Origin of the sequence: Rhizobium sp. B21/90 (assembly GCF_019355815.1) — a bacterium.
In the GTDB taxonomy this organism is placed as follows: Bacteria; Pseudomonadota; Alphaproteobacteria; order Rhizobiales; family Rhizobiaceae; genus Rhizobium; species Rhizobium rhododendri.
The window spans coordinates 441,068-458,265 of record NZ_CP072162.1 but is presented as its reverse complement, the minus strand read 5'-3'; the positions used below and the strand labels follow the sequence as shown (position 1 = coordinate 458,265).

At 59.5% G+C, this 17,198-nt stretch carries 20 protein-coding genes; 6 read left to right on the top strand and 14 right to left on the bottom strand.

From position 1 onward, the window contains the following. Positions 1-15: 15 nt before the first annotated feature. The 7 genes from J5278_RS02130 to J5278_RS02100 all read right to left on the bottom strand — a co-directional run bounded on the left by J5278_RS02130 (position 16) and on the right by J5278_RS02100 (position 8,226). Positions 16-927, bottom strand: coding sequence for a PhnA-like protein (locus tag J5278_RS02130; RefSeq protein WP_209185333.1), 912 nt, complete (start codon positions 925-927; stop codon positions 16-18). Positions 928-1,207: 280 nt separating this feature from the next. Continuing rightward, entirely contained in the window at positions 1,208-1,423 is a 216-nt protein-coding gene (locus tag J5278_RS02125) for a CsbD family protein (RefSeq protein WP_142828771.1), read from the bottom strand. 510 nt (positions 1,424-1,933) lie between these two features. Continuing rightward, complete coding sequence (locus J5278_RS02120; protein ID WP_111219530.1) at positions 1,934-2,797, bottom strand: RNA polymerase factor sigma-32; 864 nt, start codon at positions 2,795-2,797, stop codon at positions 1,934-1,936. Between the two features lie 339 nt (positions 2,798-3,136). Next, positions 3,137-3,706: a CarD family transcriptional regulator gene (locus J5278_RS02115; RefSeq protein WP_111219528.1), complete on the bottom strand. Its 570-nt coding sequence runs from the start codon at positions 3,704-3,706 to the stop codon at positions 3,137-3,139. A gap of 361 nt (positions 3,707-4,067) precedes the next feature. Then, a complete protein-coding gene (fdxA, locus tag J5278_RS02110) occupies positions 4,068-4,406 on the bottom strand; it encodes a ferredoxin FdxA (RefSeq protein WP_111219526.1) in 339 nt (112 codons plus the stop codon). A 199-nt stretch (positions 4,407-4,605) separates the two neighbouring features. Beyond that, complete coding sequence (locus J5278_RS02105) at positions 4,606-5,010, bottom strand: RNA-binding S4 domain-containing protein (protein ID WP_142824605.1); 405 nt, start codon at positions 5,008-5,010, stop codon at positions 4,606-4,608. Positions 5,011-5,013: 3 nt separating this feature from the next. Continuing rightward, positions 5,014-8,226, bottom strand: a complete 3,213-nt coding sequence (locus tag J5278_RS02100; RefSeq protein ID WP_142828769.1) for a helicase-related protein — start codon at positions 8,224-8,226, stop codon at positions 5,014-5,016. 497 nt (positions 8,227-8,723) lie between these two features. Between J5278_RS02100 and J5278_RS02095 the strand changes: the two genes are divergently transcribed. From J5278_RS02095 to J5278_RS02085, 3 genes are all read left to right on the top strand, one after another. After that, positions 8,724-8,879 (top strand): DUF3309 family protein, encoded by a 156-nt coding sequence (locus J5278_RS02095; protein ID WP_142824603.1) that lies wholly within the window; start codon positions 8,724-8,726, stop codon positions 8,877-8,879. Between the two features lie 49 nt (positions 8,880-8,928). Continuing rightward, positions 8,929-9,180, top strand: a complete 252-nt coding sequence (locus J5278_RS02090) for a YMGG-like glycine zipper-containing protein (protein WP_111219518.1) — start codon at positions 8,929-8,931, stop codon at positions 9,178-9,180. A 182-nt stretch (positions 9,181-9,362) separates the two neighbouring features. Further along, positions 9,363-9,512, top strand: coding sequence for a hypothetical protein (locus J5278_RS02085; RefSeq protein WP_153816473.1), 150 nt, complete (start codon positions 9,363-9,365; stop codon positions 9,510-9,512). A 30-nt stretch (positions 9,513-9,542) separates the two neighbouring features. Here the strand turns inward: J5278_RS02085 and phbB are convergent, their stop codons facing one another. Beyond that, entirely contained in the window at positions 9,543-10,268 is a 726-nt protein-coding gene (gene phbB / locus J5278_RS02080; protein WP_142824602.1) for an acetoacetyl-CoA reductase, read from the bottom strand. Positions 10,269-10,326: 58 nt separating this feature from the next. Then, positions 10,327-11,508 (bottom strand): acetyl-CoA C-acetyltransferase, encoded by a 1,182-nt coding sequence (locus J5278_RS02075; protein WP_209185334.1) that lies wholly within the window; start codon positions 11,506-11,508, stop codon positions 10,327-10,329. 235 nt (positions 11,509-11,743) lie between these two features. On the opposite strand from J5278_RS02075, the gene phaR reads away from it, so the two are divergent. Continuing rightward, positions 11,744-12,316: a polyhydroxyalkanoate synthesis repressor PhaR gene (gene phaR / locus J5278_RS02070; RefSeq protein ID WP_111219510.1), complete on the top strand. Its 573-nt coding sequence runs from the start codon at positions 11,744-11,746 to the stop codon at positions 12,314-12,316. 35 nt (positions 12,317-12,351) lie between these two features. Here the strand turns inward: phaR and J5278_RS02065 are convergent, their stop codons facing one another. The 5 genes from J5278_RS02065 to mtgA form a co-directional block, all read right to left on the bottom strand. Next, positions 12,352-12,756: a hypothetical protein gene (locus tag J5278_RS02065; protein WP_209185335.1), complete on the bottom strand. Its 405-nt coding sequence runs from the start codon at positions 12,754-12,756 to the stop codon at positions 12,352-12,354. 133 nt (positions 12,757-12,889) lie between these two features. Continuing rightward, on the bottom strand, positions 12,890-13,075 hold the full coding sequence (rpmF, locus tag J5278_RS02060) for a 50S ribosomal protein L32 (RefSeq protein WP_111219506.1): 186 nt from the start codon (positions 13,073-13,075) through the stop codon (positions 12,890-12,892). A 158-nt stretch (positions 13,076-13,233) separates the two neighbouring features. Continuing rightward, positions 13,234-13,884: a glutathione S-transferase family protein gene (locus J5278_RS02055; RefSeq protein ID WP_209185336.1), complete on the bottom strand. Its 651-nt coding sequence runs from the start codon at positions 13,882-13,884 to the stop codon at positions 13,234-13,236. Between the two features lie 14 nt (positions 13,885-13,898). Then, positions 13,899-14,621, bottom strand: a complete 723-nt coding sequence (locus tag J5278_RS02050; RefSeq protein WP_209185337.1) for a DUF1868 domain-containing protein — start codon at positions 14,619-14,621, stop codon at positions 13,899-13,901. A gap of 94 nt (positions 14,622-14,715) precedes the next feature. Then, entirely contained in the window at positions 14,716-15,462 is a 747-nt protein-coding gene (gene mtgA / locus J5278_RS02045; protein ID WP_209185338.1) for a monofunctional biosynthetic peptidoglycan transglycosylase, read from the bottom strand. 137 nt (positions 15,463-15,599) lie between these two features. On the opposite strand from mtgA, the gene J5278_RS02040 reads away from it, so the two are divergent. Then, complete coding sequence (locus tag J5278_RS02040) at positions 15,600-16,514, top strand: polyprenyl synthetase family protein (protein ID WP_209185339.1); 915 nt, start codon at positions 15,600-15,602, stop codon at positions 16,512-16,514. 41 nt (positions 16,515-16,555) lie between these two features. After that, complete coding sequence (locus J5278_RS02035) at positions 16,556-17,194, top strand: LysE family translocator (protein ID WP_209187648.1); 639 nt, start codon at positions 16,556-16,558, stop codon at positions 17,192-17,194. Positions 17,195-17,198 lie beyond the last annotated feature (4 nt).

The window sequence follows — 17,198 nt, the reverse complement described above, 5'->3', positions numbered from 1 at the left end:
CGAAGAGCCTAAATATCAGACGCCTCTGTTGACTGCGACTGTAGCGACCGGAATTGCCCGAGTGCCGACCGAACCGCCGAACCACGAGGCGACTGCACCGAGCAGCAGGGCGATGAAGGCAAGGATGGCGCCGCTGGACACAACCTTGGTAGCTGTCTGCGCGGCGTCGATAGCCTTCTGCTTGGCTGCTTCCATGTTCGTGCGATACGTTGCTTCGTACTGGGCAACCTGCGCCTTAGCCTGATCGACAGGGATGTTTTGAGCCTTTGCAATCGCATCTGCAGCACGGTTGCGGGCATCGTCAGCCTTTGCCTGGTCGCCGGTGATCACTGCCTGTACGGCGCTGACAGCAGCTGCGCGAAGGGCTTCAGGATCGTTGCCGCCGCTGGCGTTGCGGATCTGCTTCTCGATGTCTGCCATCGGGTTGTTGGCGTTTGCAGCCATTGGAGCGGCAGCCGAGACGGCTGTGCTTGCTGTTTGTCCAACGCCGCCCAGCATGCTGCCGAGACCGCTGAATGCGCCGCCCACCACGGCACCGATCGATGTGGTCAGCAGGTACAGGATGACCAGCGTGGTTACAGCCCATGTTGTCAGGCCATGGAAGGAGCCCGTCGACTTGCTTGGCCGACCGGACAGGCGCCCGGCGACATAAGCACCCACGAATGCGGCGATGAGCCCCGCAACGACGAACCAGATGCCGCCGCCGATGGAAAAGGAGCTGGCGGACGGATTGTCGTATTTGGCAGGGTCAACGACGGCAGCACCGATGCCGACACCGAGGAGGTTGAGAAGGAACTGGACGGCAAGCGCCACGGCGACGCCTGCGAAAATCGCTCCCCAGGAAATCTTGTTAAAAAGAGCAGAGTCGCTCGGGTCTGCAGCGTAGGCGAGTTCGGCGCGGCGGTTGATGCCAACGGGGTCTGTCATGGGTCGAGTCCTGATGTTCGAAAGTTGATTGAGAAAGACCCGCATCCGAGGGCGGTCGTACTCTTTTTGACCTCGGAGGCAATTCTTGTGACTGTGGGGATAGTTGACGCGCTCCTGCCTGCTTCCACCGTGATCCGGGGTCGGGTGGCAGGGCGCGTCAAAGTTCGGACTATCGTCTTGCGGGGCTCCTCGACCTCGTCTTTGTTGACGGGCGAATGGCCATTTATAAAAGGCGCAGTAACCGCGTTTAGGCTGAGTTCAGAGCCCGCAGACTGGATAATCAGAGCTTCTTGTCGAGATAGTCTGATGCCTTCTGAGCACCGTCCTTAACAGCGGCCTTTGCTTCGCCGGCGGCCTGCTGGCCTTCACCCTTGATCTCCTGCAGCTTGCCTTCAGCCTGGAGCTTTTCGCTGCCAACCAGCTTGCCGACGCCCTGCTTGATGTTGCCGATCGCTTCGTTTGCGAGACCGGATGCCTTGTCTGTGGTGCTGCTCATGAGACGCCTCATTTCGTTGACTTTACAGGGCGCAAAACGCAAGCGTCGACATCTTGTTCCGCTAATGTAGAAAATTATATCGAGGATAAGTGAGGGCCGGAATTTGGTGATGTAGACGTCGTCAACCAGCGAGGGAGTTTAGCCTGCGGTTAAGCGCGCCCCTCAGTATCTGCGCAGCAACGCAACAGCCGGTACATCGCCGAGAGTCTGAATTTTACTGCAGCAGGATTGCGGATTTTGGCGAGGGCGTTGGGGTCGGCATGTCAACGGTGCTCATGGGAGCCATTATGCAGTCCTGCGCCTATGTGGTTGCAAATCAAAAGATGGATTTGGTGCAGAGCGACTGACTTAATCAGTTAAAGAAATTGGGGCATCCACTCACCTGAAACGCGTCCGCGTAAGTGGCGATGCGATACGCTGAAAGCACGCAGCGTATCGGATTGCATTTCCGTTAAGTGCAGAAGCTATCGCGAGAGACGCAAGTATCTTCCAAATCTGAGCCGTTTTGCCTTACGCAAATGCCGCCATGTGCGGATCGGCAACAACCAGCGCGCTGCGAAGCTTTTCGATGGCGCGGCTTTCGATCTGGCGAACACGCTCTTTGGAAATGCCGAGATCGGCACCGAGTTCTTCGAGAGTTGCGCCATCCTCAGCCAGGCGACGGGCGCTGATGATCTTCATCTCGCGTTCGTTCAGATGGGTGAGGGCTGCGGCAAGCCATTTGCGCCGGCGCTCGCCGTCGATCATCGATGTCACCTGCTCGTCCGGCAGCGGCTCGTTACTGACCAGAAAATCCATCCGCTCGGCACTATCGGCATCGCCGGAGATCGACGGGGCCTGCAGAGAGGCATCGTTGCCGGAGAGACGGGCATCCATCACCTGCACATCGTTCAGACTGACGCCGAGAGCAGCTGCAATTTCCTGATGGATGGACTGGACAGTCAGCTGCGTATCGCCCTTGGCGAGCTTGGCGCGCAGCCGGCGGAGGTTGAAAAACAGCGCTTTCTGGGCCGAACTCGTGCCGCCACGAACGATCGACCAGTTGCGCAGGATATAGTCTTGGATGGAAGCGCGGATCCACCAGCTTGCATAGGTCGAGAAGCGCACTTCCCGCTCGGGCTCGAAGCGGGCAGCGGCTTCCAGCAGGCCCACGTACCCTTCCTGAACGAGGTCGCTCATCGGCAGGCCGAAGTTGCGGAACTTGCCGGCCATGGAGATGACAAGGCGCATATGGGCGGTCGCAATCTTGTTGCGGGCGCCGCGGTCATCGTTTTCCTTCCAGCGAAGTGCAAGATCGTGCTCTTCGCTTCGCTCGAGATAGGGAGCCGCCATTGCGATTTTGATCATGCGTCGATCTGCAGACATGGTCGTCATATCATTCTCCCTAATGTCGGCATCGCGCCGGAAGCAGAAAAAGCAGTGCCTGATCCGCGCAGACGCTGCGCAGATGACCTTTGGTGTCGGCGATCGGGGTTTTAAATAGGCCCCTGATCTTTAATGTGTTTTCGTCAGGGCTTGTCGGATCGGTGCGGTGGACTATGTATTGTCTGAGAGACATAAAGCCTTGGAATTGAACGCATGATCCGGCCCCAAGTTGGTGGACGCGGCAGGTCCTCTGCCGGAATTACATGCGATTAACGCAACGAAAAAATAAAAGTTCCAAAGAAAAACCCGGCACAAGGGCCGGGTTTTTGAAGAATGCTGCCTATATGATTATGCCGCTTCGTCTTGCGACTCTTCCTCTTCCAGAACCTTGCCTCGCTTCGGTCCCTTGTTGAGGTTGGTCTCGACGACACGAACGGCTTCCGTTTCCGACAGGCGGTTGACGGCAGCAATTTCGCGAGCCATCCGGTCCAGCGCTGCTTCATAAAGCTGGCGCTCGGAGTAGGACTGCTCCGGCTGGTTCTCGGCGCGATAAAGATCGCGGACGACTTCAGCAATCGAGATCAGGTCGCCGGAATTGATCTTCGCATCATATTCCTGCGCCCGACGCGACCACATGGTACGCTTGACGCGGGCTTTACCCTGCACGACCTTCAATGCACGTTCGACGAAATCGCTTTCCGACAGCTTGCGCATGCCGATACTCATGGCTTTCGCCACCGGAACCTTCAAACGCATCTTGTCCTTTTCGAAATCAATCACGAAAAGTTCAAGCGTCATGCCAGCCACTTCTTGATCTTCAATCGCGGTGATCGTACCCACACCGTGGGCGGGATAAACGATCGATTCGCCGGTTTTGAAGCCGTGGCGCACTGAAGGTTTCTTCTGTTGGGTCGTCATTCTTATCAAAAACTCCCTGTTATGCACCCGGCGAGCGCCGAGGCCGGGTCAGTCAGGCCCGGATGAGACGGATAACCGTCGGGGTGACTACATGCTGGTCCACCAAAGGCGCAGAAAAACAATCCATTCATCGCGATCCTTGACCCGACAACTCATAATGTTGATATGTCAAGGAAACCGCGTGCGGGATTGTTTGTTTGCTTTCGTGGTGAAAAGAAGCATCAAGATGCCTCAATGGATCAGTAGTGCGACCCTAGCACAAAAATCTGAGGAAATCAATAATTTGCTTTGCAGTGCCGTATTTGCACGCCAATTCGGACGCGCGCCATGATTCGGCGCAACGTTCGTTTGGAGGCAAGGATCAGTCGCCAGAACCGGGGTTGGCAGAGAAGTATTTCTCGAACTTGCCGGTCTCGCCATCCATCTGCTTTGCTTCGGCCATCGGCTCCCGCTTGACCGTGATGTTTGGCCACTGGGTCGCGTAATCGGCATTGATTTTCAACCACTTGTCGAGGCCCGGTTCGGTATCGGGCTTAATGGCTTCAGCCGGACATTCCGGTTCGCAGACGCCGCAATCGATGCACTCGTCGGGATGGATGACGAGAAAATTCTCGCCTTCGTAAAAGCAGTCTACCGGGCAGACTTCAACGCAATCGGTGTATTTGCAACGTACGCAATTGTCGGTCACGACGTAGGTCATGATGAACTCCAGGATTTTTCAAGTTTTCCGGGGACGCACGACCTGGAACGTCGCGCCTTTCCATCGGGTACCGGCAACCTGCCTCGTCCCGGAGGCAAGTAAACCGGCTGTCTCAGCGGGTTGCTCGTCAGGTATCGGCTTTGTCGGCAGATTTCAAGATTAAACAGTCTCTAAATCTCAAGCCTGCCGGCATCGTATTCTACTCGTCGTCCGCCATCAGCCGGTCGATCTCGCGGCGCTGGCGCTTCGTCGGGCGTCCGGCGCCGGGGTCGCGCAGCGCTTGTTCGAACAGGGTCAGCTTCTTCGTTTCATCCGGTGGCGGCGTGATGTCCTCATACAGCAGCTTGGCTTCCTCGAAAGGACCTCGCCTCTCCCCGGGCAGTCTGACAACGAGAACTATGTCCCGTCGTTCCAGCGACAGTTCGATCTTGTCGCCGGGCCTGACGCCATGGCTCGGCTGGATGATGCGCTCGCCATTGATCCGTACGTTGCCCTTAAGCACGTAGGTCTGCGCCAGCGAGCGGGATTTTATCATGCGGGCGAAAAACAGCCACTTGTCGATGCGCTGTCGCGAACCGCTTGAGACCTGTCTTTCGTCCACCATGGCTTACTTCTTCATCTGCTCCTTGAGCGCGGCCAGCTTTGCGAAGGGCGAATCCGGATCCATCGGCTTTTCCTTGCGAGGTGGCTTCGCCTCGAAGCGTGTCGGCTGAGCCGCCGGGCGATTGTTTCGATCGTTGCGCTCTCCACCACGGTCATTGCGCTCATTGCGCTCGCCGCCGCGATGATCGGGACGCTTGCCCTGCTGCTGCGGCGGACGACCGCCGCCGCCGTCCTTGCCACCGCGCGGCCCGCCGCGATTGTCGCGTGCTTCGCGATTGCCTTCGCCCTGCGGCTGGTCGCCGGATGGGCGACGATTGGTGTTTGGCTGCGCATTGGCCTGATCCTGGCCAGCGCGTGGACCCTGTTGACCACGGCGCTCGCCCTGGCGCGGAGCCGGACGCTGGTTGTCGTTGCGGCCACCCAGCCGCCACAGCAATACCGGCTTCGGCGGCTCGGCAGCGACCGCGTCGACTGGAGCGCCTTCGGCCGCAGCTTTTGACGGAGCCACATCGGTAACGGCAGCCTCTGCTGCGCTTTCAGGCGCAACGTCTTTGGCGGCTTCCGGCTCGGCAACAGGAGCATCTTCCGAAACCGCTGCGGACACTTCCGCGACTGTTTCCGCGACGGCCTCTGACTGGGTCGCCACGGCAGCTTCGGCTTCAGCTGTCTCTGGGTGCGGCGTAGAGGATCCGTCGACTGGTGCCAATACGTTTGTCGCAGCGACTGGCGTAGCGTCCTGCTTGCTGAGGTGAATTGCAGCTTCTTCGGCCGGCACGGCATCGGCGCGATAGCCGAGGCCCTTCAGGATCTCTTCCATATCGTCGAGCGTAGCACCAAGAATGGACAGCATCGCCGTCGTCGTTGTGAAGCGCCGGCCATCATAGGCACCGTCCGGACGGGAAGGCTGGCCGGGCTTCCACTGCAGCAGCGGCCGGATAAGATCGGCAAGGCGCTCGAGAATGTCGATGCGCACGGCACGCTTGCCAAGGAAACGGAAGCCGGCGAGCTTGTAGAAGGTGCGCTCATAGGTCGAATCCGTGACCACGGATGTGCGGCCGGCAGCCAGGACCGGGATGAGATCGCCATAGCCCGGCTTGTCGATGCCGTCGTTTTTCAGCGCCCAGAGCAGGGTGATGAGCTCAGCCGGAGCCGGCTTCAGCAATGCTGGAACGAAAATATGATAGGCGCCGAAGCGGATGCCATAGCGGCGCATCGAGGCGCGCGCATCCTGGTCCAGCGACTTCACTTCTTCCGTGACATCGCGGCGGAACAGCACGCCGAGGTTCTCGACGACCTGGAAAGCCAGACCCTTGGCAAGGCCTTGCAGGTCTTCAGCGCGAGAGAGGTCGTCGAGCGGCTTCAGCACCGTCGAAATGTGATGATTGACGAAGCGCTCGATGCGGGCGGCAACATGTTCGCGCGCATGGCCGGTCAGCTGCTCGTCGGCAAGCAGGATGACGCGTGGGCGCATGATATGGTCGCTGCCGGTAAGCCGCGCCACGGGGTCGCCGAGCCAGCGCACCGAACCATCGGAGCCGATCGCCAGATCGCCGTTGCCTGCCGCATGAATGCGGGCAGCGCGCGCCTCGAATTCCAGACCCAGCGCTTTGAGCGACGCGTTCTGCACGGCTTTGGCGTCGGGACCGTCAGTCCCGCCGATAGGAGAGAACCGGAACCCGGTCAACTGCCCGACATGATGCCCTTCGACGAAGACATCTCCATTTACACTGATTTCAGCTTCCAGCATTGCATTCTCTCTCAGGCGCTTCATGAGCACAGATGTCCTGCGATCAACAAAGCGGTTCGTCAACCTTTCATGTAACGCGTCGGACAATCGATCTTCGATTTCCCGCGTCTTTTCTTGCCAGTGTGTCGGATCGGCAAGCCAACCGGGCCGATTCGAAACATAGGTCCAAGTTCTTATCTGCGCGATTCGCGCCGAAAGCGTGTCTATCTCGCCATCGGTCCGGTCGGCGCGCCGGACTTGCTCGGCCATGAAATCCTCGTTCACCGTGCCATGTTGCACGAGATCGGAAAACAGGGACGAAATCAAATCGGCATGTTGGGCCGGTGTGATACGCCGATAATCCGGCAATGCACAGGCTTCCCATAATTTTTCTACATTCGCCCGGCCGACGGCGAGGCGCGCAACCTCCGGATAACCGGTCAGTTGCTCCAAAGCCTGCTGGTCGACGGAAGGCAACGAACGTGTCAGCCCATGGATGCGCGGCGGCGCATCGAGGCTGAGCTTCAGCGCGGCGACGGAGGAAAAGTCGAGATCCTTCGTGCGCCATTGCAACACTTTGACGTTGTCGAACTGGTGGCTCTCGATGCGGCGAACGAGATCGGCATCGAAGGGATCGACCTGGCCGGTAACACCGAACGTCCCGTCGCGCAGATGGCGACCGGCACGGCCGGCAATCTGCCCGAGTTCACCAGGATTGAGATGACGGAACTGGTAGCCATCGAATTTCCTGTCCTGGGCAAACGCGACGTGATCGACATCAAGATTGAGGCCCATGCCGATGGCATCGGTAGCGACGAGGTATTCGACATCGCCGTTCTGGTAAAGCTCGACCTGGGCATTGCGCGTGCGTGGGCTTAGGGCACCGAGGACCACGGCCGCCCCGCCGCGCTGGCGACGGATCAGTTCGGCAATGGCGTAGACCTCATCCGCTGAAAACGCGACGATGGCGCTACGCTGCGGCAGCCGGGTAATCTTCTTCTGGCCGGCATAGGCAAGATGGGAAAGCCTTGGCCGCTCGACAACGGTAATTCCCGGCAACAGATGCTCCAGGATCGGCCGCATGGTGCCCGCGCCGAGAAGCAATGTCTCGTCGCGGCCGCGCAGATGCAGGATACGATCAGTGAAGATATGACCGCGCTCGAGATCGCCGGCGAGTTGCACCTCGTCGATGGCAACGAAAGAGGCCCGCGTCTCGCGCGGCATCGCCTCGACAGTGCAGACGGAGTAACAGGCGTTAGGCGGGGCGATCTTTTCTTCGCCGGTAAACAGCGCAACGTTCTTGATACCGACTTTCTCGACAAGCCGCGTGTAGACCTCGCGCGCCAGAAGCCGCAGCGGAAGGCCGATCATGCCATTGCCGTGCGCGACCATGCGCTCGATGGCGTAATGGGTCTTGCCGGTATTTGTCGGTCCGAGCACCGCGGTTACACCGCGACCGCTCAAAATCATGGGCTGCGAAGTCAGGGTCATTGGTCCATGCGAAGATGAGGCGCAGCAGCCTTCAGGGTCAGGAACGCTTGTTGTAAGCTTCCCCACAGATGACCAGCCTAGGTGGCAAAGGCAAGGCCCGGAAGGCAAAACAATTTTTTAGACACCCGGATAATACTGGTCATTTGCCACAGACGGGAAGCAAAGTGGCCTCGGACGACCTGCGGGAGCGGTTTGGAACGCCCCCGGAACAAAGAGGCTACGAATCGCTGACTCGCCCGGATTCATGATCCGTTCACGCCTAGATATCGTCACTACGCCGGCCAAAAGCACCAGATGATGAATCGTCGTCGGCGCCGACGTGACAGCATCTTCAGGGCGAGAGCAGCATCCAGCCATGAAAAACCGCTGAGCCGGCTATAAAATCTCCCCAATAAGCCATTGTCCCAAATAATCGAGATAGTTGGCGGGAACAACTTTATGTGAGCCGCGTTTATGGCATCAGCAAACAAATGCTTTCGAAGTGAAGGGAACTGACCATGCTCGGCACGATACTGCTCGTCGTACTCGTATTGCTCCTGGTGGGCGCACTGCCAAACTGGGGCTACAGCAGCAGCTGGGGTTATGGTCCTTCTGGTGGACTTGGTCTCATCGTCGTCATCATTCTGGTGCTCGTCCTGATGGGGCGGATTTAATTCGTAATTTGTGCTAGACCAATATGGTCTATTATCTAGGGAGCAAGACATGAAAAAACTGATTATCGCAGTTGCACTCATCGGCACACTCGCATCGTGCACGCCGGAAGAGCGCGGCACAGCCATTGGTGCAGGCACCGGTGCCGTCATCGGTGGTGCCGTCACCAATAGCTGGGGCGGTGCTGCTGTCGGCGCCGTTGCAGGCGGCCTCGTCGGTAACCTGATCGGCCACTCGGAACGTCGTGGCTACTGCATCTATCGCGACCGTTATGGCCAGCGCTACGAAGCACGTTGCCGCTAAGCTTCGGCATGAAGTTGGAATTGGGCGCTTCGGCGCCCTTTTTCATGCCGTCAACACACTGTTGACGATGACGTGAACTTCAACCCCTTTCAATTCGGTGTTGCTGTACCGATATTGATGGAACGCGAGCAATATTGTTTGAGCCGGGCTACCGGGTGCTCGCCGAAAGGATCGACTTTTCCATGGTTGAACTCGTCACATATATCGCTGCTTTGGGTGTCATCGCTGCCGCTGCCGTTACCTCGACCGTTGCCGTGCGGGCGGCCCAGCGCAAGGAGCAAAGCCGGGTGCTCGTGCCTGTTCGCTCGCGCCCGCGGAATGCACGCCGCTAGCTCGCCACTTCATAGACGAAGATAAATCCGTCAGACGAAAAGCTGGCCGCCATTTGCCGTGATCGTGGAGCCGGTGATGAACCCGGCGTCATCGGCAACGAGGAATACGACGCAACGGGCAACTTCTTCCGGCTCCCCCAGCCTGCCAACCGGAATTTGCGGCAGGATATAACCGTTCATTACCTTTTCCGGCACCGACAGCACCATCTCCGTGCCGATATAGCCAGGGCAGATCGCATTGACGGTAATGTTCTTGGCAGCGCCTTCTTGCGCCAGCGCCTTGGTAAAGCCGATATCCCCCGCCTTTGCGGCCGAATAGTTGGCTTGGCCCATCTGGCCTTTCTGGCCATTGATCGACGAGATATTGACGACCCGCCCAAAATTTCTCTCCCGCATGCCCGCCCACACATGGTGCGTCATGTTGAAAAGACCGTTCAGGTTCGTATTCACCACCTCATGCCACTGCTGCGGCGTCATCTTGTGGAACATCGCATCGCGGGTGATGCCGGCGTTGTTGACCAGGATCTCCACCGGGCCGACGTCAGCCTCGACCTGGGCAATGCCCTTGCCGCAAGCCTCGTAGTCCGTGACGTCCCAGCGATAGACGGCAATGCCCGTCACGCTGTTAAAGGCTTCGGCTCTTTCATCGTTGCCGGCATAGGTCGCGACGACCCGATAGCCGGCATTGTGCAACGCCATGGAAATGGCGGCGCCGATGCCGCGGGTGCCCCCGGTGATGAGTGCTACTCTGCTCATAGTCCGTTCCCCAGTGCCGCTGCCTACCACGCAGCCCGCAGACCCCATGGCAGACTGTTTAAAACGCCTCGATACACATGGCTACCCCCATGCCGCCGCCAATACACAGGGTCGCAAGACCCTTACGTGCACCGCGCCGCTTCATCTCGAACAACAAAGTGGTCAGAATACGGGCGCCCGATGCGCCAATCGGGTGACCGATGGCAATCGCCCCGCCGTTGACATTGACGATGGCGGGATCGAAGCCCAGTTCGCGGCTGATCGCGCAGGCCTGTGCCGCGAAGGCCTCGTTGGCCTCCACGAGGTCGAGGTCGCCAACCGTCCAGCCAGCTTTTTCCAGCGCCTTCCGCGAGGCCGGAATGGGGCCGGTGCCCATGATTTGCGGATCCACGCCCGCGGTTGCCCAGGAAACGATCCGGCCCAGTGGACGGATTCCACGACGTTCGGCTTCCCCCTCGCTCATCAGCACCGTTGCGGCAGCACCGTCGTTTAGCCCGGATGCGTTGCCGGCGGTAACCGTCCCCTCTTTGTCGAACACAGGACGGAGCCGCGCCATGCCCTCCAGCGTCGATCCGTGGCGGATGTACTCGTCGCTATCGACGGTCACGTCGCCCTTACGGCCGGCGATTGTGAAGGCCACGATCTCATCCCTGAAACGTCCGGCCTGCTGGGCTGCCTCGGCCTTGTTCTGGGAAGCGACGGCAAAGGTATCCTGGTCATCGCGGGACAGCTCAAACTGCTTGGCGACGTTTTCGGCGGTGATACCCATGTGATAGCCGTAGAATGCGTCGGTCAGGCCATCCTTGATCATCGTATCGACCATGGTCATGTCGCCCATCTTGGTGCCCGCGCGCAGGTGGGCCGCGTGCGGCGCCATCGACATGGACTCCTGGCCGCCGGCCACGATAATTTTCGCATCGCCAAGCGCAATCTGCTGCATGCCAAGCGCCACGGCCCGCAGGCCCGAGCCGCAAAGCTGGTTCACGCTCCAGGCCGTCGCCTCCTGCGGCACGCCCGCCTTCATCGCAGCCTGGCGCGCCGGGTTCTGGCCCTGCGCTGCCTGCAGCACCTGGCCGAGGATAACCTCGTCCACCTCGGCAGCCTCGATGCCGGCGCGCTGCAGCGCACCCCGGATTGCCGTTGCTCCCAGTTCGTGGGCCGGGACCGCTGCAAAAGCACCGTTAAAGGCGCCGACTGCGGTGCGCGCGGCACTGGCGATGACGATGGATGGTTGGCTCATGAAATCCTCCTCGAGAGCTGGCTCGGCCGGCGAAAACTGTCAAAGCCGGGCTCCCGAGTCAAACACGAAGATTTCAACCCTGCATGTTTTGTTTCAACATGCTGATGGACCGAAAAACCAACCTGCGGAAAGGGATTGCCGCAGCGCACAAACTGATTGTCACCGGCCTTCCTTTCCGTCTACACTCTTTGGTGGAGGAGTATCCATACAATCAGACGGGGTTAGGAGACTGATAATGGCAAAAAACGAGGGCCAGGTCGTAATAAAGAAATACGCCAATCGCCGCCTCTACAACACAGGCACCAGCACTTACGTTACACTGGAAGACCTGGCGGAGATGGTAAAACGGGGGGAGGAGTTTACAGTTCAGGATGCCAAAAGCGGCGATGACATCACGCATGCGGTATTGACGCAAATCATCTTCGAGCAGGAATCGAAGACAAACAATACCCTGATGCCAATTTCCTTCCTGCGACAGCTGATCGGCTTTTACGGCGATCAGATGCAGATGGTCGTACCAAGCTTTCTCGAGCATTCGATGAAGTCCTTCACCGAGCAGCAAGTCCAGATGCGAGAGCAGATGAGCAGCGCTTTTGGCGAAACGCCGCTCGCCAAGAACTTCTCGCTGCCGATCAAGATGGTCGAGGAACAGGTGCGCCGCAACACGGACATGTTTCAGCAGGCCATGGAGATGTTTGCGCCCTTCATGAAGTCACCGCCGAAGGAAACCCGCAAGGCCGAAGCCCGCGACATCGACGAGTTGAAGGAGCAGATGAAGGCGCTGCAGGCCAAGCTCGACAGCCTGTAACCGCGATCAGGCCGCAGCCACGGCTGCGGTCGCCCTCAGAGACCGATCGATACGTCGCGTCCCGCCGTGCGGATCGAGACCGCGAAACCGCCGATCACATCGATGAAGGCGGTGGTCATCAGGATGAAAAATATCTGCGTCGCTGCGTCGCGCACCAGCAGGAATTCCACCAGGAAAGCGATGAAAACCAGCATCGACAGCATGTGATTGGCGAGCGAGCCGACATTGCGGGTGGATTTAAGGATCTCGAAGAACAGCAGCGCCAGCGCGATGACGATGAAAAGATCGCCGAGCGCCATCTTCCAGGTTGCTCCCGACAGCATCGACAACATGATTACGTCGTTGCCGAGCGCCGCAATGCCGCCACCGCCCATCAGCCCGACCATGGCGAGATTGTAGAGCACGAACGGGATAACCATCAGCGGGAAAGCGGCAATCATGATCGACTAACTCCATCGTGGACGAACGGCCGCACAACCATAGCGCAAGTCGCATCGCTTTTAAACCTAGGCGAGAAAAGCAAAAAGGCCGGCCAAAGGCCAGCCTCAATACCGATATTGCAATCGCAAGAAATTATGCAGATTCTTTTGGCGTCAGAACCTGGCGACCGCGGTACATACCGGTCTTCAGGTCGATATGATGCGGACGGCGCAGTTCGCCGGAGTTCTTGTCTTCGACGTAGGTCGAAGTCTTGAGCGCATCAGCCGAGCGGCGCATGCCGCGCTTGGACGGGCTTGTTTTTCTCTTCGGTACAGCCATTTTCGTTACTCCACTGTGCGGGATAGACATGACAACGGCCAGCCAGGCGGCCGAAACGACATGCAATCGATTTCGGAATTTTGGCGCGCTTATACATCGGGGTTGGGCCTTTGACCAGTCCCTAGCCGCATTTTTTGCGGCAACGGCTAATTCAGGCATCAAGCCTCGTCTTCAGCGACGATCCAGGTTTCTTCCAGCGCCGCCGTCTGCCACTTCTGCCAGGCCGGATGGGCTTTCATGACCGCCATATAGCTCAATGTATCCTCAGCGACAACCAGGTCATAGGCTTCGAAGCGATTGACGACCGGCGCGAACATCGCATCGGCGGCCGAAAAGGCGCCAAACAGGAACGGTCCGCCCGACAGCGCCCGCATCTCGCGCCAGATCGTTTCGATCCGCGCCACGTCGACTGCCACGTCATGGGGCTGGTCGAGCAACCGGCGCCTGGGCCGGCGGAAGTTCATCGGGCAGGCGTTGCGGAGGCCCCGAAAGCCGGAAATCATCTCCATGGAAATCGAACGCGCCTGCGCCCTGAGAGCGGGGTCCGTCGGCCAGAGACCCGCTTGCGGAAACAATTCGGCGACGTATTCGATGATCGCCAGCGATTCCCAGACCCTGAGGCTCCCGTGATGCAGCACCGGAACCCGCGCCGTCGGCGAGATCTCGCGGAAGCGCGGATTGCCAGCCGGAAAATCGAAGGGAACGAGCACCTCCTCGAAAGGCACGCCGCACCCCTGCATCGCCAACCATGGCCGGAAGGACCAGGACGAATAGTTCTTGTTGGCGATGTAGAGGGTGAGCTTGTCCATGGTGTCATCCTGTTTCAGGGCTTGAAGTTGAAGACCATCAATTCTTCGAAATGGTTCATGTCGTCGAACGCGCAGAATGCCGGCGGCCTCAACTCGAGGATCGGGCAGCGTTCGCGAACGTCGCTGCCGATCTCGTCGAGCAACTGCTGCCAGCGCGGCAGGGCTTCGTCGGACAGGCGTTCGATGACGTAGGCGAAGGTGATGTGAAATGCGTAGGTGTCGTGGTCCGGATGGCGATAGCCAAGGAGGTCGGCAAAAGCATCGCGCCACGCCCGCATGATGCGCCGATCCTCCGCCGTCGCGCCGTCGACCAGCAGCCCGGACGGCCGGGCTCGAGTGACGCTGACCTTGAAGGGATCGCGCATCGAAAATGCCTTCAGCCGCTCACCCATGACCTCGGTCATCTCGTCGATCGGCATGTCGGTCGGCAGGTCCGCCGGCCAGAATTGCCGGTCACGGCGATACTCGATAATGCCCTGGAAGAGCGTCATGTGCAGGCTGGACATCGCCGTGAAAGTGAATTGCCCGGCTTCCGGCATGGCGAGATATTTGGCGCGCGCGTCGATCAGCGCCTGCTGGGTCTCGGATCCGTCGACCACATGGCAGACGATCGTGTTGCCCGGCTCATACTGGAATGTCCCGGAGAGATCGAAACGCCGCCCCAGATGCACGGAAGGCTCGGGATGGCGGCTCTTGGAATAAAACAGCAGGTCGGGCGACAGGTTTGCGGCGTTCATCGGGGCATCCGTATGTTGATGGAGACAATCCGCCCCTTAAGTCACTCGCAAGAATGGCAGATGACAACAGTGTGTCGAGCCACAAGTTCTGATGTCAGTCATAAAGGCATTTGATGTAATCGCCGGCGCCCTGGGCCCGCCGCTGGATCAGTGCTGCCAGCTGCCGGAGGCCACGGCCCGGCTTGCTGGCAACCCTCTCGATCGGATTCGGCAACGACACAGCCAGCAGCGCCGCCTGCCTGGCAGTCAGTCTTGAGGCCGGCACCTTGAAATGGTGCTGGGCAGCGGCCTCGATACCATAGATGCCGGGACCCCATTCGGCGACGTTCAGGTAATTCTCCATCATCCGCCGCTTCGACCAGACGATGGAAGCCGTGACAGCCAGCGGCAGCTCCAGGGTCTTGCGCACGAACGATCGACCGTTCCAGAGAAACAGGTTCTTCACCGTCTGCATCGGAATGGTGCTGCCGCCACGGGTTGATTGGCCGTGCAGCGTATCTGCCACCAGCATCCCCATTTCGCTCCAGTCGACGCCCCCATGGGAGCAGAACTGCCCATCTTCCGAGACCATCACCGATTTAACCAGCACCGGCGAGATCTGCTCGAAAGACACCCAACGGCGATCGTAGCCGCGCAACAGCACGACATCGCGCAGCATCAGGTTCGAGACAGGATGGATGAAAGGCAGGACGTAAAAGAAGATCAGCACATAGGGCAGCAGCAGAAGACCGAGGAGGCCGATGACGACGCGCTGCCAGATGGGACGGCCGAAAAACCAGGCCAGCCTGTCCCGTTCCTCAGGCACCTCGTCCTGCTCGTCGTTCTGCGTCGATATGTCCAATTCCGAACGCCCGTCCTCGCCTCTACCTCAACGTCATACCGCCTGCTTCCGGCAATGGCCAGAGTGGGGCTGGCAGGCAAAAGATCTCTCCCGACAATTTCGTTGCGAGTATCCGGCACTCATGGCAAACAGCGGCAATGGATAGCACGACCACCCTCTTCGAACAGCGTCTCAAGGCCAGCGCCCTCAAGGTGGAGGCGATGCTGGCAGCGCTCATCGACGATACGCCTCTTGCAGACGAGATCGACCGGCCATCAGGGCTGATGGCCGCAATGCGCCACGGCGTGCTCAACGGCGGCAAGCGCCTTCGTCCATTCCTGGTGCTCGAGACGACGGCGCTGCTTGGCGGCGATCCGGACGCGGCACTGCGCATCGGCGCCGCCCTTGAAGCCGTCCATTGCTACTCGCTGGTACACGACGACTTGCCGGCGATGGATAATGACGACGTCAGGCGCGGCAAACCGACCGTGCATATCGCCTTCGACGAAGCGACAGCCATTCTCGCCGGTGACAGTCTGCTGACCTACGCCTTCGATATCGTCGCCGCACCCGAGACGACGTTACCTGCGACCCGGAAGATCGACCTCGTCCTTTCCCTGTCGCGGGCTGCCGGCATCGGCGGCATGGCCGGTGGACAGGCGCTGGACCTTGCCGCAGAAAAACAGGCGCCCGGCGAACAGGGCGTCAAGACACTGCAGGCCATGAAGACCGGCGCCCTCATCCGCTTTGCCTGCGAAGCCGGCGCCATCATTTCCGGTGCCTCGACAGACGACAGGCAGCGGTTGCGGACTTTCGGTGAAAAGATCGGCCTCGCCTTCCAGCTGGCCGACGATCTGCTCGACCTCACCGCCGATGCAGAAACCATGGGCAAGGCCACCGGCAAGGACGCCGGCCGTGGCAAGGGAACGCTGGTGGCGTTGCATGGCATCGCCTGGGGCGAGGAATATCTGGCACGTCAGGTCCAGGAAGCTGCAGGCTTGCTGGAACCCTACGGAGACAAGGCCGCCGTCCTCGCCGAAGCCGCCCGTTTTATTGCCAGCCGCAAGAGCTGAACATCAAGACGCCTGACTTTCGAAACCGGGAGCATGACCGCATGCATGAAGCATTTGCCTACCTTCCCCAGATCCTGCCTGCCTACGCGGCCTATCTGGTGGCCGCCGCGAGCCCGGGGCCGGCAATCATGGCCATCATTTCCATCTCGATGACTCAAGGCCGCAAGGCCGGCATGATGATCGCCCTCGGTATCTTCGGTGGTTCGATGACCTGGGCGTGCGCCGCCGCCCTTGGTCTTGCCACCCTGCTCCAGACCTACGCCACGGCGCTGGAGATGCTGAAGATCCTGGGCGGTCTGTATTTGCTGTATCTTGCCTATAAGGCATTTCGCGCCATGCGCTCCTCAATCGAAATGCCGCCCGCCGGCACGGTCAGGCGAGACAGCGCCCGATCACTGCTGCTCCGCGGTTACGGCATCCACGTCACCAATCCTAAGGCGATCTTCGCTTGGCTGGCCATTATCACCCTGGGCATGCCGCAGGGAGCGCCGACCTCGGTGGCGGCGCTGATTATCGGCGGCTGCATGATCATGGGGTTCACGACCTTCATGAGCTATGCAGCGATATTCTCAACGCCGCATGCTCTGAAAGTCTACAAAAGTCTTCGACGCTGGATCGAAGGCGCGATGGCGACCTTCTATTGCCTTGCCGGGCTGAAGCTGCTGGCCAGCCGTATTTGAGGCT

Bases quoted from the DNA above. Each gene is read 5' to 3' on its own strand.
- J5278_RS02075 (WP_209185334.1), bottom strand. From the start codon at position 11,508: ATGAGCCAACCATCCATCGTCATCGCCAGTGCCGCGCGCACCGCAGTC.
- J5278_RS02035 (WP_209187648.1), top strand. From the start codon at position 16,556: ATGCATGAAGCATTTGCCTACCTTCCCCAGATCCTGCCTGCCTACGCG.
- J5278_RS02055 (WP_209185336.1), bottom strand. From the start codon at position 13,884: ATGGACAAGCTCACCCTCTACATCGCCAACAAGAACTATTCGTCCTGG.
- J5278_RS02065 (WP_209185335.1), bottom strand. From the start codon at position 12,756: ATGATTGCCGCTTTCCCGCTGATGGTTATCCCGTTCGTGCTCTACAAT.
- J5278_RS02120 (WP_111219530.1), bottom strand. From the start codon at position 2,797: ATGACGACCATGTCTGCAGATCGACGCATGATCAAAATCGCAATGGCG.
- J5278_RS02105 (WP_142824605.1), bottom strand. From the start codon at position 5,010: ATGGTGGACGAAAGACAGGTCTCAAGCGGTTCGCGACAGCGCATCGAC.
- J5278_RS02085 (WP_153816473.1), top strand. From the start codon at position 9,363: ATGGTTGAACTCGTCACATATATCGCTGCTTTGGGTGTCATCGCTGCC.
- J5278_RS02115 (WP_111219528.1), bottom strand. From the start codon at position 3,706: ATGACGACCCAACAGAAGAAACCTTCAGTGCGCCACGGCTTCAAAACC.
- J5278_RS02095 (WP_142824603.1), top strand. From the start codon at position 8,724: ATGCTCGGCACGATACTGCTCGTCGTACTCGTATTGCTCCTGGTGGGC.
- rpmF (WP_111219506.1), bottom strand. From the start codon at position 13,075: ATGGCTGTACCGAAGAGAAAAACAAGCCCGTCCAAGCGCGGCATGCGC.
- fdxA (WP_111219526.1), bottom strand. From the start codon at position 4,406: ATGACCTACGTCGTGACCGACAATTGCGTACGTTGCAAATACACCGAT.
- J5278_RS02130 (WP_209185333.1), bottom strand. From the start codon at position 927: ATGACAGACCCCGTTGGCATCAACCGCCGCGCCGAACTCGCCTACGCT.
- J5278_RS02050 (WP_209185337.1), bottom strand. From the start codon at position 14,621: ATGAACGCCGCAAACCTGTCGCCCGACCTGCTGTTTTATTCCAAGAGC.
- phbB (WP_142824602.1), bottom strand. From the start codon at position 10,268: ATGAGCAGAGTAGCACTCATCACCGGGGGCACCCGCGGCATCGGCGCC.
- J5278_RS02100 (WP_142828769.1), bottom strand. From the start codon at position 8,226: ATGACCCTGACTTCGCAGCCCATGATTTTGAGCGGTCGCGGTGTAACC.
- J5278_RS02090 (WP_111219518.1), top strand. From the start codon at position 8,929: ATGAAAAAACTGATTATCGCAGTTGCACTCATCGGCACACTCGCATCG.
- phaR (WP_111219510.1), top strand. From the start codon at position 11,744: ATGGCAAAAAACGAGGGCCAGGTCGTAATAAAGAAATACGCCAATCGC.
- J5278_RS02040 (WP_209185339.1), top strand. From the start codon at position 15,600: ATGGATAGCACGACCACCCTCTTCGAACAGCGTCTCAAGGCCAGCGCC.
- J5278_RS02125 (WP_142828771.1), bottom strand. From the start codon at position 1,423: ATGAGCAGCACCACAGACAAGGCATCCGGTCTCGCAAACGAAGCGATC.